This window comes from Loktanella salsilacus (assembly GCF_024206795.1).
GTDB lineage: Bacteria > Pseudomonadota > Alphaproteobacteria > Rhodobacterales > Rhodobacteraceae > Loktanella > Loktanella salsilacus.
The window spans coordinates 1,325,965-1,339,531 of sequence record NZ_CP072994.1; the positions used below are offsets into that span (position 1 = coordinate 1,325,965).

At 61.0% G+C, this 13,567-nt stretch carries 11 protein-coding genes; 5 read left to right on the forward strand and 6 right to left on the reverse strand.

Annotation, left to right across the window (positions count from 1 at the left end; all coding sequences use genetic code 11):
- Positions 1-174: 174 nt before the first annotated feature.
- The 3 genes from guaB (at position 175) to KBW81_RS06530 (ending at position 5,267) form a co-directional block, all read left to right on the forward strand.
- On the forward strand, positions 175-1,626 hold the full coding sequence (gene guaB / locus KBW81_RS06520; RefSeq protein ID WP_254249011.1) for an IMP dehydrogenase: 1,452 nt from the start codon (positions 175-177) through the stop codon (positions 1,624-1,626).
- Positions 1,627-1,668: 42 nt separating this feature from the next.
- Entirely contained in the window at positions 1,669-2,835 is a 1,167-nt protein-coding gene (locus KBW81_RS06525; RefSeq protein ID WP_254248752.1) for an RsmB/NOP family class I SAM-dependent RNA methyltransferase, read from the forward strand.
- Between the two features lie 89 nt (positions 2,836-2,924).
- Positions 2,925-5,267, forward strand: coding sequence for an ATP-binding protein (locus KBW81_RS06530; protein WP_254249012.1), 2,343 nt, complete (start codon positions 2,925-2,927; stop codon positions 5,265-5,267).
- A 97-nt stretch (positions 5,268-5,364) separates the two neighbouring features.
- On the opposite strand, the gene KBW81_RS06535 is transcribed toward KBW81_RS06530, so the two are convergent.
- Both KBW81_RS06535 and KBW81_RS06540 read right to left on the reverse strand, forming a co-directional pair.
- Positions 5,365-6,348 carry a glucokinase gene (locus KBW81_RS06535; RefSeq protein WP_254248753.1) on the reverse strand — a complete coding sequence of 328 codons (984 nt, stop codon included), beginning with the start codon at positions 6,346-6,348 and terminating at the stop codon, positions 5,365-5,367.
- Positions 6,345-7,676, reverse strand: a complete 1,332-nt coding sequence (locus KBW81_RS06540) for a GH1 family beta-glucosidase (protein WP_254248754.1) — start codon at positions 7,674-7,676, stop codon at positions 6,345-6,347. Before KBW81_RS06540 ends, KBW81_RS06535 begins: the two co-directional genes overlap by 4 nt.
- Before the next feature lie 126 nt (positions 7,677-7,802).
- On the opposite strand from KBW81_RS06540, the gene KBW81_RS06545 reads away from it, so the two are divergent.
- Positions 7,803-9,458, forward strand: a complete 1,656-nt coding sequence (locus tag KBW81_RS06545; RefSeq protein ID WP_392337315.1) for an alpha-glucosidase — start codon at positions 7,803-7,805, stop codon at positions 9,456-9,458.
- 51 nt (positions 9,459-9,509) lie between these two features.
- On the opposite strand, the gene KBW81_RS06550 is transcribed toward KBW81_RS06545, so the two are convergent.
- The 4 genes from KBW81_RS06550 to KBW81_RS06565 are packed head-to-tail and all read right to left on the reverse strand — an operon-like array spanning position 9,510 to position 12,116.
- Entirely contained in the window at positions 9,510-9,731 is a 222-nt protein-coding gene (locus KBW81_RS06550; protein WP_254248755.1) for an N-(5'-phosphoribosyl)anthranilate isomerase, read from the reverse strand.
- A 44-nt stretch (positions 9,732-9,775) separates the two neighbouring features.
- Complete coding sequence (locus KBW81_RS06555) at positions 9,776-10,843, reverse strand: methyltetrahydrofolate cobalamin methyltransferase (RefSeq protein WP_090184667.1); 1,068 nt, start codon at positions 10,841-10,843, stop codon at positions 9,776-9,778.
- The gene (locus tag KBW81_RS06560; RefSeq protein WP_254248756.1) at positions 10,840-11,775 is read right to left on the reverse strand and encodes a methylenetetrahydrofolate reductase; all 936 of its coding nucleotides are present in this window, start codon (positions 11,773-11,775) and stop codon (positions 10,840-10,842) included. Before KBW81_RS06560 ends, KBW81_RS06555 begins: the two co-directional genes overlap by 4 nt.
- 44 nt (positions 11,776-11,819) lie before the next feature.
- Complete coding sequence (locus KBW81_RS06565; RefSeq protein ID WP_090185320.1) at positions 11,820-12,116, reverse strand: virulence factor; 297 nt, start codon at positions 12,114-12,116, stop codon at positions 11,820-11,822.
- 255 nt (positions 12,117-12,371) lie between these two features.
- Between KBW81_RS06565 and KBW81_RS06570 the strand changes: the two genes are divergently transcribed.
- Entirely contained in the window at positions 12,372-13,484 is a 1,113-nt protein-coding gene (locus KBW81_RS06570) for a Ppx/GppA phosphatase family protein (protein ID WP_090184672.1), read from the forward strand.
- Positions 13,485-13,567 lie beyond the last annotated feature (83 nt).

The window sequence follows — 13,567 nt, forward strand, 5'->3', positions numbered from 1 at the left end:
CGCCTTCTGCGGTGTTCTGTGCGGCGGCGCAAGCGCGGTGCAAATGGCGCCGCCGCACAGCCCCGCCCCAGCCTGCGCACGCCATTTGCGCACAGACGTCCCATTTCGGCCTTTTGCCCTGCCGCATTCCATGCAATAGCGCAGTGCCAAGTGACCACATCAGGAGAGACCGTGATGGAGATTCGCGAGGCATTGACCTTCGACGACGTACTGCTTGTTCCCGCAGCATCCGCCGTCCTGCCCAGCACGGCAGACACCCGCACATTCGTGACGCAAAGCATCGCCATGAACATCCCGCTGTTATCCAGCGCGATGGACACGGTAACCGAAGGCCGCATGGCCATCGCCATGGCCCAAGCGGGCGGCATGGGCATTGTGCACAAGAACCTAGATATCGACGCGCAAGCGAAAGAGATCCGGCACGTTAAGCGCTTCATCTCTGGCACGGTTTATAACCCGGTCACGTTGACGCCCGATCAGACGCTGGCGGATGCCCGCGTGCTGATGGAACGTTACCGCGTCACGGGCTTTCCTGTCGTGAACGACAAGGGACTTGTGGTCGGCATCGTGACAAACCGCGATATGCGCTTTGCCACCGACGATAAGACGCCTGTCAGCGTGATGATGACCTCTGACAACCTTGCTGTGCTGCGCGAACCTGCCGATCTGGACGAGGCGCGTAGCCTGATGCAGGCGCGCCGGATCGAAAAACTGCTGATCACCGACGGTGCTGGCAAGCTGACCGGCCTGCTGACCCTGAAGGACAGCGAACAAGCTGTGCTGAACCCGATGGCCTGCAAAGATCACCTTGGCCGCCTGCGCGTTGGCGCAGCCACGGGCGTCGGTGATGCGGGCTTTGAACGCTCGCAAGCGTTGATTGAAGCAGGCGTCGATCTGATCGTGATCGACACCGCGCACGGCCACTCCGAAGGCGTTGCGCGCGCGGTTGAGCGGGTCAAAGCATTCTCGAGCGCCATTCAAGTCGTCGCGGGCAACGTCGCCACCGGCGAGGCGACCAAAGCGTTGATCGGCGCAGGTGCGGATGCGGTCAAGGTTGGCATCGGCCCCGGTTCGATCTGCACGACCCGCATGGTCGCAGGCGTCGGTGTGCCACAGCTGACGGCTGTGATAGATTGCGCGCAGGCGGCAGGCGATGTGCCTGTGATCGCTGACGGCGGCATCAAGTTCTCTGGCGACTTCGCCAAGGCGATCGCCGCGGGCGCGTCCTGCGCGATGGTCGGCTCTATGATTGCTGGCACGGACGAATCCCCGGGCGAGGTGATCTTGTATCAAGGCCGCTCGTTCAAATCCTATCGCGGCATGGGTAGCCTTGGCGCCATGGCGCGGGGGTCTGCCGACCGCTATTTCCAAAAGGATGCAGCCAGCGACAAGCTGGTCCCCGAAGGCATTGAGGGTCAGGTGCCCTACAAAGGCAGCGCTGGCGCTGTTGTGCACCAGCTTGTTGGCGGTCTGCGGGCCGCAATGGGCTATACCGGCAATGCCACTGTGGCCGATATGCGCAAGAACTGTACCTTTGTTAAGATCACTGGCGCGGGTCTGCGCGAAAGCCACGTGCATGATGTGCAGATCACGCGGGAGTCTCCGAACTACCGCGTTGGGTCTTAATATCAATATGTTGCGCGGCGTTGTTAAAGTGATGCGTGACCTATGACGCCCGCCGCGCGCTATGCCTCGGCGATTGCCATTCTGGATATCGTCCTTGCGGGCGAGCCGGCAGAGCGTGCCCTGACCAATTGGGCGCGCTCGAACCGGTTTGCTGGATCCGGCGACCGGGCCGCAATTCGCGATCACGTCTATGACGTCCTGCGCGCGCGGCGGTCCTTGTCGGTTGCGGGCGGCGGGGAAGACGGCCGTGCGCTGATCCTTGGCCTGCTGCGCCGCGACGGGACCCCGCCAGACACCGTATTTGGCGCTGGCGGCCATGCCCCCGCTGCGCTGACGCCGGAGGAGGCGGAAGCCCCTCGCACTGATCCAACGCTTGCGCAGGCTGCGGATCTGCCCGACTGGCTTTGGCCGATCTGGCAGGCGTCGCTTGGGGATGACGCGATGGCCTGCGCCGTCATGCAGCAGCACCGCGCCGGACTGCATTTGCGCGTGAACTTGTCGCGGACCACGCGGCAGGTTGCGCAAGACCGCCTGCAAGCCGAAGGCATCGCGACTTTGCCGCACCCGGATGTGGATACCGGACTGATTGTGCAGGACAATCCGCGCCGCGTTGCGGGCTCTCATGCCTTTGCCGATGGCGTGATCGAGGTGCAAGACGCCGCCTCTCAAACCGCGATGGCGGCGCTGCCTCTCTCGCCCGGCCTGCGTGTGCTGGACCTTTGCGCGGGTGGCGGGGGTAAGGCGTTGGCGATGGCGGACCGGATGAGATCGTCGGTCTTCGCCCACGACATCGACCCGCGCCGCATGACCGATATCGCCCCGCGCGCCATCCGCGCCGGCGTTCAGATCAAGACGCTATCGACGCAAGCCCTGCAGGGGGCCGCGCCCTTTGATCTGGTGCTGGTCGATGCGCCCTGTTCCGGCAGCGGCACATGGCGGCGCACGCCTGACGCCAAATGGCGGCTGACGGACGAAAGACTGCATGAATTGAATGCGATACAGGCCGAAGTTATTGCGCACGGCGCATCGCTTTGCGCGCCCGGCGGCGCACTTGCCTATGCGACATGTTCGGTCCTGCGGGACGAGAATGACGCGATCGTCGAAGCCTTTGTCGCACAAAATCCAAGCTGGCACGCGCAAGCACCTTTGCGCCTGCAGCCATCGACACAGCACGACGGATTTTACATGGTTGTTTTGCGCCGGAACTGATGCAACGTTAGGCTGTAGGGCGACGTTAACCAATTGTTGACGGCTCCGCTCTATGCAGGTTTGACTGTGCAAAGGGGCTGGGCAAGATGATGCAAAACCTGCGTGGCAGCGACGCAGCGACCGCTGCGCCGCCTGCGTCGATGTTCTGGCTCTTTACGCTTGGCATGGCGATATTTGGATTGCTTGCGCTGTTCAGCAATGACCCTCTTTTCGTCGTTGTGACCTCTGCCGTTGCTGTGGGTTGTATGCTGATTGCGGCCTTATCCGGCTTGCGCGTCTATGGACCTAGCCTGCGCCGCAGCGCGCCTGCCTTGGCGGGTACATCATCGCAAGAGGCGATTATTGCTTTGCTCGGGCATGATGTTGATGTCGCTTATTTAACGGATTCAGACGGCGATATCGTCTACGCGAACCCGGTGGCGGTGGAACGCTTTGGCGAAATCTCTGATGGGCATCTGGCGACGGCATTTAGCCGCCTTCTGGCTAATCCAGAGGCGGTATTGTTCCGCCTGCAAAACCGCGCCACCGCAACCGGCGCCGCGCGCGAAGATATCATAACGCGCACGGGTCAGTTCCGCCTGTCGCTGGTGAACTTAGGCGACGACAAGCAGCTTTGGCGCCTAGATGATCTGGGTAAAGCGAGCCGCGGCAACGGGCGCGGCGGTGATACACTGACCTTGCCGATGCTGACGGCGGGGCCCACGGACGCGATCCTTTATCTAAATGAACCATTTCGCAAGCTATTGGGTTATCGACCGAAATCCCTGATCGACATTTTTGGACCTGAACAATTGGCCAGCGGCCAACTGCGCGACTTCCGCAGCGCCTCTGGCGTTGTGACGATGCTGGTTGGAATGGTTGACGGGGCCGCTGGCCGGCGCGAGGTTTATATGCTGCCCAGCGGACGGACCGCGCCATCGCAAGATTGCCCGCCTGCGCTGGCGGCGGGCTGGAACGCAATTGAGGATTTGCCAGTTCCACTGCTTAAAATAGCAAAAGACGGCACCATCACCGCCTCTAACCGGGAAGCGCGTTCGCTGTTGGGACTGACCACAACACAAGAGCGGCGGGTGCAGGACGTGCTCGATGGCCTTGGTCGCCCTGTCGCGGACTGGGTGCGTGAATCTTTGACGGGCGGCGGCGGGAATGGCAGCCAATTTCTGCGCGGGCGCGGCGACAACCAAGAAACATTTGTGCAGGTGACCCTCAACACCGCCGATGGCCCGGAAGGTCGCCATTTGATTGCGGTGCTGAACGACGTGACAGAGCTGAAAACGCTAGAGGCGCAGTTCGTGCAAAGCCAGAAAATGCAGGCCATTGGTCAGTTAGCTGGCGGCGTCGCGCATGATTTCAATAACCTGCTAACTGCGATTTCAGGGCACTGCGACTTGCTGCTTCTACGCCACGATCAGGGCGATCACGACTATGGCGATTTAATCCAGATCCATCAAAACGCGAACCGCGCGGCAAGCCTTGTGGGGCAGCTTTTGGCATTTTCGCGCAAGCAAAACTTGCAACCAGAGCGGATCGATTTGCGCGATACGCTGTCTGATCTAACCCATCTGCTGAACCGGCTTGTTGGCGAAAAAGTAACACTTATTCTGGACCACGACCCTGATTTGGCCGCGATCAAGGCGGATAAGCGGCAGTTGGAACAGGTCATGATGAACCTTGTCGTCAATGCCCGCGATGCCATGCCGTCGGGCGGCGAAATTGGGATCAAGACCAATAATCGCGTGTTGGACATGCCCCTGATCCGCGACCGGGTCACCGTGCCTGCGGGCGAATATGTCTGCGTGCGGGTCATCGACGAAGGTTGCGGTATTCCGGCCGATCGTCTGGACAAGATATTCGAGCCGTTCTGGACGACCAAACGCCCGGGAGAGGGAACTGGCCTTGGGCTGTCGACGGTTTATGGCATCGTGAAGCAGACTGGCGGCTATATCTTTGCGCATTCAGAGGTGGGGGTTGGCACGGAATTTGAATTGTTATTCCCAAGTCATTCGCTGCCCGTCGCTGACAAATCGCTGATCCCGCCGCCGCAGCACGCAACAGTGGTGCGCCAAGGTGATGGCGTCGTGCTGCTGGTCGAGGACGAGGCCCCGGTGCGTGCCTTTGCATCCCGCGCCCTGCGTCTGCGCGGATATACCGTGCTGGAGGCGGATTGTGCCGAAGGCGCGCTAGAGATGCTTGCTGACCCAGAGCTGAAGGTCGATATCTTTGTGACCGACGTGATCATGCCCGGCAAAGATGGCCCGACCTGGGTCAGAGAAGCGCTGATCGAGCGTCCAGCCACCAAGGTTGTTTTTGTGTCGGGGTATTCCGAAGACGCGTTCTCTGACGAAAGCGCACGGATACCGGATGCGGTGTTTTTGCCGAAGCCATTCTCTTTGAACGAGCTGACATCGACGGTGCAGGAACAGCTGGCCTAACAGTTAGCCGTTCAGGCCCAAAAGCCTGCACCCTCCGCCTGCTATCAGGCGGAAGGTGAAGGCTTTAAAAACAGTCTTTGACGTGGCCGGACTTGATTTAAGATTCCGCGTTCGCCAGCGACACCAAATGCGCGGCAGAGCCGGTCAGGGCGGCGTAATCGTCTTCGATCACAGAGACCGCGAAATTGCCCATAAACCCGGCAAACCGGCCCTTGTCGCGGAACGCTTCACCAAAGCCGAACTGGGTCAGGTAGGGGGCAAAGGCGCGTGCGACGCCGCCGACAAGGTAAACACCGCCGAACGGCAGTTGAATGAGCGACAGGTTGCCAGCAACCGTGCCTAAAATGCGGGTGAAAATCTGGGCTGCTTCAACGGCGCGCGGATCGCGGCCATCGGCGAGGGCGGCCATGATCATATGCGCCCGCTCTTCACGCGGATCGCCGGCCTCTTGACCCAAGAAGGCATAGACGCGCTCTAGCCCGCGGCCGGACAGCACGTCCTCGACCGCTGGAAAGCCATGCGCATTGGACACGTATTGGCACAAACGCAGCTCTTGTTCGGTGCGGATCGGCAGGTTGGCGTGGCCGCTTTCCGAAGGGGTGACGAGGCGGCCATGTTCGGTGTCAAACACGGGGGCCGCGTTAAATCCGGTGCCGACGCCGATCACCAGCTTGGCGGCGTGTTCGTTACCTTCGGGGCCGGTCAGGATCGGCAGGACGTTCTGCGGTGCCAGAAACCCCAGCGCATGGCCCTGCGCCTGCAAATCATTCAGAATCGCCACAGTATGTGACCGGGTTGCGCGCGCCAGCGTGTCTTTGTCGATCACCCAATCCAGATTGGTCATCGATGCTTGACCGTCGCGCACCGGACCCGCGACCGCGACGCAAGCGGCGTAGGGATCCAGACCGCCGGAGTCCGCCTCGTACTGGCGGATCACGCTTTCAAGTCCGGGAAAATCGACGTTTTGATAGCGGCGCACTGTGTCGGCCAGCACGGTGCGGCCTTCGGCCAATGCGATCCGGGTATTCGTGCCGCCAATATCGGCGACCAGATTATAGGAGTTAGCAGCAGGCAAGGTCATACATCGTTCTTTCGCGGGGCAATGGCGGACTTCAGCGCGTGATAAGAGGCTTTGGGCGTGCGGTCCAGCGTGTCGAAGTCGACATGCACCAGACCAAAGCGTTTTTCGTAACCGAAGGCCCATTCATAGTTGTCGAGCAGCGACCAATAGAAAAAGCCCTGCAAGTTTGCGCCGCTGGTGATCGCGGCCTGCATGGCTTGCATATGGCGGTCGATAAAATCAATGCGCACATCGTCGTCGGTGCCCACCTCGTCTGGCCACGCCATGCCGTTTTCGGTGACAAACATCGGCAGATCACCGACATAGTCGCGGGCCATGCGGGTCAGGGTACGTTGCAGACCTTCGGGATAAACCTCCCAGCCCATCTGGGTTTTATTCAGCGGGCCGGTGACGGGTTTGGTCGCGGGCCAGGTCGTATCCGGATCAGCGGCAACAAGTCCGCGGGTGTAGTAGTTGACGCCTAGAAAATCGATCGGCTGGCTGATCTCGGCCATGTCGTCTTGCCAGCCTTGCGGCAGGTGGGGGCCGAACCCTACCAGCGCCTCTGCAGGGTAGGTGCCCTTGGTGATTGCCTCGATGAACCAGCGGTTGTGGGTGGCGTCCTGCGTTGCGGCCGCGCGGGTGTCGGCGGCGCTGTCTGTGGCCGCCTCTGTCGCCTCGAAGTTCAGGACTATGCCGCAATTTTTCATGCCCAGATCGCGCAGGCGGGTCATGGTGCGGCCGTGAGCCTTATTGACGTGATGCATGGCGCGGGCGGCGGCGCGGATGTCGCGCAGGCCGGGGGCATGGTGGCCCAGAAAGTGGGACAGGTAGGCGACGCACCAGCTTTCATTGATGGTCGCGATGGAATGGACCCGGTCGCCGATGCGGTTGGTGATCACCTCGGCGTAGTCCGCCATCCAGTCGGCGACATCGGGGTTGGTCCAGCCGCCCAGGTCCGCCAGAGCAGATGGCATTTCCCAGTGATACAGCGTTTGGAACGGCTTTAATCCGCGATCAAGGCAGCCATCGACCAAGCGGTCATAGAAATCGAGGCCCTCTTGGTTCACTTGGCCGCGCCCCTCGGGCAGCACCCGCGCCCAGCTGGTGCAAAAGCGGTAGGCGTCCATGCCTGCGTCTTTGAGCAGGTCCAGATCGGCGTCCATGCGGTGGTAATGGTCGCAGGCGATTGCGCCGTCTTCTGCGCGCACGACATTGCCCGGGCCTTTGGCGAAGGTGTCCCAATGGGTCGAACCTGCGCCGCCGAAAGATGACCCTTCGATCTGGTAGGCAGCGGTGGCGGCCCCGAACAGAAAACCTGCTGGGAAATCGGACCGGGACAGTTTCATGGCGGCTCCTCCTGTTAGCGGTAACTTTTACGCAGGCTATCGCGAATGACAAGGCCGGGCGCGTGTGGCTTGTTGCGTTTAAACATGCGCGTTGCTAGCAAAAGACATAGCCAGACAAGGATAGTGATGATGACCGGACATAGGATCGACAATGTGGCGAACCCCGACTGGTGGCGGGGGGCCGTGATCTATCAGATCTATCCGCGCAGCTATCAGGACAGCAACGGCGACGGGATCGGCGATTTGCTGGGGATCGTGGGGCGCATTCCCTATATCGCGTCGCTTGGCGTGGATGCGATCTGGATTTCGCCGTTCTTTACATCCCCGATGAAGGACTTCGGCTACGACGTCAGCGATTATTGCGACGTGGACCCGATGTTTGGCACGCTGGCTGATTTCGATGCGGTGATCGATACGGCACACCGCTTTGGCATTCGTGTGCTGATCGATCTGGTGCTCAGCCATACCAGCGACCAGCATCCGTGGTTCCAGCAAAGTGTGCAGGACCGCACGAACGACAAAGCGGACTGGTACGTTTGGGCCGATCCCAAGCCGGACGGCACGCCGCCGAATAACTGGCTGTCGATCTTTGGCGGGAGCGGCTGGCAGTGGTCGCCGCGGCGCGAGCAGTATTACCAGCACAACTTTCTGACCAGCCAGCCTGATTTGAATTTCCACTCCGAGGCGGTGCAGAATGCCTTGCTTGAGGTCGCGCAGTTCTGGCTGCACCGGGGCGTCGACGGCTTCCGGCTAGATACGATCAACTTTTACACTTGCGATTCCGAACTGCGGGACAACCCACCGCTGCCCAAGGATCAGCGCAACGCGAACATCGCCCCGGCGGTGAACCCCTATAATCACCAGCTGCATATTTACGATAAGAACCGGCCAGAAAACCTTGATTTCCTGCGCAAATTACGGGCCGAGATGAAGCCTTACGGTGCCGCCGCCGTGGGCGAGGTTGGCGATGCGCAGCGCGGGCTCGAGATTTTGGGCGAGTATACGCGCGGCGACGATCTGATGCACATGTGCTATGCCTTCGAGTTTCTGGCCAACACCCAGCCGACCGCCGCCCGCATCGTCGAGGTGATGGAGGACGTGGACCGCGTCGCCGGCGATGGCTGGGCGTGCTGGGCGTTTTCCAACCACGACGTGGTGCGCCATGTCAGCCGCTGGCAGTTGTCCACCGGGGCGCAGCGCATGTTCATTACGTTGATCATGGCGCTGCGTGGGTCGGTCTGCATTTACCAAGGCGAAGAGCTGGGCCTGCCAGAGGCAGAGGTGCGGTTTGAGGACCTACAAGACCCCTACGGCATCGAATTCTGGCCAGAGTTCAAAGGCCGCGACGGCTGCCGCACACCGATGGTCTGGGACGCCGACGCGCAAAACGCCGGCTTTTCAAATGCGCCGCGCACGTGGTTGCCAATTGCAGAGGCGCACCGCAGCCTTGCCGTTGACAAGCAGGAACACGACCCAAGCGCCATTTTGCACCATTACCGCAAGGCAATCGCGTTCCGGCACAATCATCCTGCCCTGCGTGTGGGCAGCCATGATGGGCTGAAAGCGGACGGCGATGTGATCTATTTCACGCGGGAAACCGAAGGGCAAAAGCTGTTCTGCGTGTTCAACGTCTCTGACAGCCCCAGCAGTTTTCACATGCCGGATGGCGACTGGCGGTCAGTGGGGCAAGAGCTGGGCAGCGCCACGATTAACGAAGACGGCTGGCTGTATTTGGGGCCGTGGCAGGCCTGCATGGCGCTGGATCGCACAGATGCGCGCTAGCCGATTTTTCGTCGAAAAATCGGAGAGTCCAAATTTTAGGCGAAAATTTGGCTAGAACAGCAGCCGAATTTCGCCGGAATGGCAGATGACAATCAAGTGGGGACCGGTTTCGATCAGGTGGAAACCGCGCCTCCGCACCTCTGCTTCGAACCTGTCGCGGCCAATTTCGCGCGTAATCCAGTCCGATCTGCGTCGGATGACGCCGCCGGATTGGACCGCTTTCGCAGCAAAGATTTGGTCCAGCCAATTCAAGGGCGGGATTGTGCGGGTCATGATATTCATGACCCGCATCTGAGCACGACAAGGTAAAGACCGACTTAATTCCGCTTGCGGCGGCCTGTCCGCGCGCGGCCTTCGCCGGGGGCGACGACAGCGCGGTTAAAGCGGATCCATTCACCACCCGACGGGTCGTTATCGGTCAGGAAGTTCGCGGCGCGGATCGCTTCCATTTCCGATCCGGCGCGGGATTTCATCGACCCAAGCCCGGTCAGCTGGCAAAAGATTTCCAGATCAATATCGTCCGGCACGATGAAACCAGCGGCGGCCAGTTCCAGCTTTTTCGCCTCGATCTTGGCTAGGCTGACGGGCAGGGCGACCGGGTTCATAATGGCAGAGGTCATGCCCGTCGCCATCGCCATCGGCAAAAACGCGTTGTTGATGCCGTGGCGGTTCGGCAGGCCAAAGCTGATGTTGGACGCGCCGCAGGTCGTGTTCACGCCCAGTTCGTCGCGCAGACGGCGCACGAGGGTGAAAACCTGCAGGCCAGCGGTGCCCATCGCGCCAATCGGCATGACCAGCGGGTCAACGACGATGTCATGGGCAGGGATGCCATAGTCAGCGGCGCGTTCGACGATCTTTTTCGCGACAGCAAAGCGGACATCGGGGTCTTCGGAAATACCGGTGTCGTCGTTGGAAATCGCCACGACCGGCACGTTGTATTTCTTGACCAGCGGCAGCACCAGTTCCAGACGCTCTTCTTCGCCGGTGACAGAGTTCAGCAGCGGGCGCCCTTCACAGGCGGCAAGGCCAGCCTCGAGCGCGCCAGGGACAGAGCTGTCGATGCACAGCGGCACATCGACGATCGCCTGCACGCGGCGGATCAGTTCGGGCATCAGCATCGGTTCGACAAAGTTATTGTCGGCATAACGCGGATCGGTCGCCATTTTGTTGGTGAAAACCGCGCCAGAGTTGATGTCCAGCATTGTCGCCCCAGCGGCGACCTGCGCGATGGCGTCAGCCTCGACCCGGGAATAGTCGCCTTGCTCCAGCTCGGCGGCCAAAATCTTACGCCCCGTCGGGTTGATGCGTTCGCCGATGACGCAGAACGGCTGGTCAAAGCCGATGATGGCGGTCTTGGTCTTGGATTCGACGATTGTACGGGTCATGCGGGGTCCTTTTGCGGGTTGGCCGGACGGGCAGAGGCTCCACCATTGTCCATGGCCCATTGGGCGTTGGTCTTGATCCCGCCAAGCGGGAAGAAATGCACGTTGGTCACGTTGAAATCGGGGTTTGCGGCCTTGTGGGCGGCAAGCGCCGTGATGACCTCGTCCGGGTTATAGGGCAGCAGCAGCTTGGTCACATCCATGGCGCGGCGTTGCAAGACGCGCAAGGATGGGCCAACGCCGCAGGCCATGGCGAATTTGATCATGGTTTGCAGCTTGGCAGGGCCAGCGATGCCGATATGGATCGGCAAGGTGATGCCGGCGTCTTTGAGCGCATCAGCCCAAGCGATGATCGGGTCCGCTTCAAAGCAGAACTGAGTCGCCAGCGCCATCTGCGCGTCCGTCGTGTCGCTAAACCGCTGCTTCCAGCGCAGCGCGTCGGTCACATTTGCGTCAGAGCCGTCGGGGTCGATATCGCGGTTCCCCTCGGGGTGGCCAGCAACATGCAGGCGTTTGAAATCAGCAAAAGCGCCGCTTTCCAGCAGCTGCATGGAGTTTTCAAAGTCGCCGTGGGGCAGGGTGACGCCGCCCGCCAGCAGCAGCGCCTGATCGACGCCGGCCTCGCCGCGGTAGCGGGCGATCCAGTCGGTCAGGGTGGTGCGGTCTTTGATGATGCGTGCCGGAAAGTGCGGCATGACGTTGTAGCCGTCATTGGCCAGCCGCTTGGCTGTCGCAACCATGTCGTCAATCGGTGTGCCGTCGATATGGGCGATATAAACACGTGTCCCTGCGGGCAGAAGCGATTGAAAATCGACGATCTTTTCCGCTGTGCGCGGCATCACCTCGATCGAATAATCCTTCAGGAACGCCTCCACCTGACTATCCGGTGCCGCGCTAGGTGCGGGTTTCTTACGCAGGAACGGCATTAGCGACATGGCAGTCTCCTTTAGGCGATGAGGCAAGGGGGGCGGCGGCTGGGTCACGTCCAGCCGTCGTTTTCGATCAAGGCACGCAGGCGATCTGGCGTGAATTCCGCATCAAGGCGCGCGGCCTCGGCCTGCGCCACGGCGGCGTCTTCACCGTCCAGCGCATAAGGGTCGCCCCGGCGCATACCTGACAGGTATTCGTCTGTGCCTGCGGCACCGGATTTCATCGCAGCGCGGTCGATGGCTTGCTCAAACCGTTCTGGCAGTTGAATTTTGCTGGCCTTGCGCCCGCGGCCGACCATGACCTGAGCAGGCATATCGCGCCAATAGATAATCGTGACGTCGGGCATTGTTTCGTTATCCTTGTTCCGCAGGGTGCGGCGTTTCATCGCTTCTAGCATCGCGCGGCGCGGCGCTTGGTCGGTTTTCGACATAACGCAGCACTTGCGCGACGGGTATCGCCCAAGGCCCGCCGCGATGCCAGCGCCGCGCACCCTCATATCCCGCATGATGATGGTGAGGCGACCTCATGACGCAAAGGCTTCGCTTGCCAGTATGCGTCCAACAGCATAGCGTGGTGGCAACTCGAAATGGAGGGCGTGACTATGGCGCCCAAGCGTCCCTTTGGTGCGGGCGCGTACCCGAAAGCGGTCGATACCCCCGCGCCACAATCTCCTGATCCGGCCACGCTTTATGCGGCCCTCGATCTGGGGACCAACTCTTGCCGCATGCTGATTGCCCAACCGAAGGGCAGCCAGTTTCATGTGGTCGACAGCTTCTCTAAATCCGTCCAATTGGGGCAGGGGTTAGAGAGCACTGGAAAGCTGTCTCGCGCGTCGATGAACCGCACGATTGCGGCGATGCGGATCTGTAAGCAAAAACTGGAACGTCACAACGTCACGCATATGCGGCTTGTGGCGACCGAAGCGTGTCGCCGTGCGCGCAACGGCGCGAATTTCGTGGCGCAGGTGCGGCGCGAAACGGGTCTGAAGCTCGAGATCATCAAGCCAGAGGAAGAGGCGCGCCTTGCCGTCATTTCCTGCGCGCCGCTGGTCAGCACCAAGACCGAACAGCTGCTGGTCGTCGATATCGGCGGCGGCTCGACCGAACTGGTTTGGATTGACATCAGCCATGTCCCCGCGCGCGAGCGTCCCCGCGCGATCATGCGGCTGCATGCGGGCTTTACCGCCGACCCCGGCCCCTTTGCCGCGGCCAAGGTGGTGGACTGGATTTCCGTACCACTTGGCGTTGCCACCTTGCGCGATCAGTTCGCCGATGTGGAAGACGACGCCGCGCGCTTTGCACTGATGAGCTGGTTCTTCGAGGAAAACCTCGCGAACTTTTCGCCCTATGGGTCAGAGCAGGCGCGAGAGAATTTCCAGATCATCGGCACCAGCGGCACTGTGACGACGGTCGCGGCGTCCCATCTGGGGCTGAAGCGGTATGACCGGACCAAGGTGGACGGGCTGCGGATGACGACGGACCAGATCGACACTGTGATTCGCAATTACCTGACGCTTGGCCCGCTGGGCCGGCGCAGTGATCCGCGCATTGGGCGCGACCGGCAGGCCTTGATCATGTCGGGGGCTGCGATTTTGCAGGCTTTGATGCGGCTTTGGCCCACGGATCGCCTGTCTGTGGCGGACCGGGGCCTGCGCGAGGGGTTGCTTTATGCCCAGATGTCGGCAGATGGGGTACTAGAAGACGCGCCGTATTGAGAGCCGGCCGATTTTTCGTGCGAAAAATCGCAGATGAAGACGTTTCAAGTGAAAGGTCTTCCGGTGGCAAACGGTAGGAATTG

Excerpts from the sequence above, each read along its gene's own strand:
- guaB (WP_254249011.1), top strand. The coding sequence starts at position 175 with ATGGAGATTCGCGAGGCATTGACCTTCGACGACGTACTGCTTGTTCCC.
- KBW81_RS06525 (WP_254248752.1), top strand. The coding sequence starts at position 1,669 with ATGACGCCCGCCGCGCGCTATGCCTCGGCGATTGCCATTCTGGATATC.
- KBW81_RS06530 (WP_254249012.1), top strand. The coding sequence starts at position 2,925 with ATGCAAAACCTGCGTGGCAGCGACGCAGCGACCGCTGCGCCGCCTGCG.
- KBW81_RS06535 (WP_254248753.1), bottom strand. The coding sequence starts at position 6,348 with ATGACCTTGCCTGCTGCTAACTCCTATAATCTGGTCGCCGATATTGGC.
- KBW81_RS06540 (WP_254248754.1), bottom strand. The coding sequence starts at position 7,676 with ATGAAACTGTCCCGGTCCGATTTCCCAGCAGGTTTTCTGTTCGGGGCC.
- KBW81_RS06545 (WP_392337315.1), top strand. The coding sequence starts at position 7,803 with ATGATGACCGGACATAGGATCGACAATGTGGCGAACCCCGACTGGTGG.
- KBW81_RS06550 (WP_254248755.1), bottom strand. The coding sequence starts at position 9,731 with ATGACCCGCACAATCCCGCCCTTGAATTGGCTGGACCAAATCTTTGCT.
- KBW81_RS06555 (WP_090184667.1), bottom strand. The coding sequence starts at position 10,843 with ATGACCCGTACAATCGTCGAATCCAAGACCAAGACCGCCATCATCGGC.
- KBW81_RS06560 (WP_254248756.1), bottom strand. The coding sequence starts at position 11,775 with ATGTCGCTAATGCCGTTCCTGCGTAAGAAACCCGCACCTAGCGCGGCA.
- KBW81_RS06565 (WP_090185320.1), bottom strand. The coding sequence starts at position 12,116 with ATGCCCGACGTCACGATTATCTATTGGCGCGATATGCCTGCTCAGGTC.
- KBW81_RS06570 (WP_090184672.1), top strand. The coding sequence starts at position 12,372 with ATGGCGCCCAAGCGTCCCTTTGGTGCGGGCGCGTACCCGAAAGCGGTC.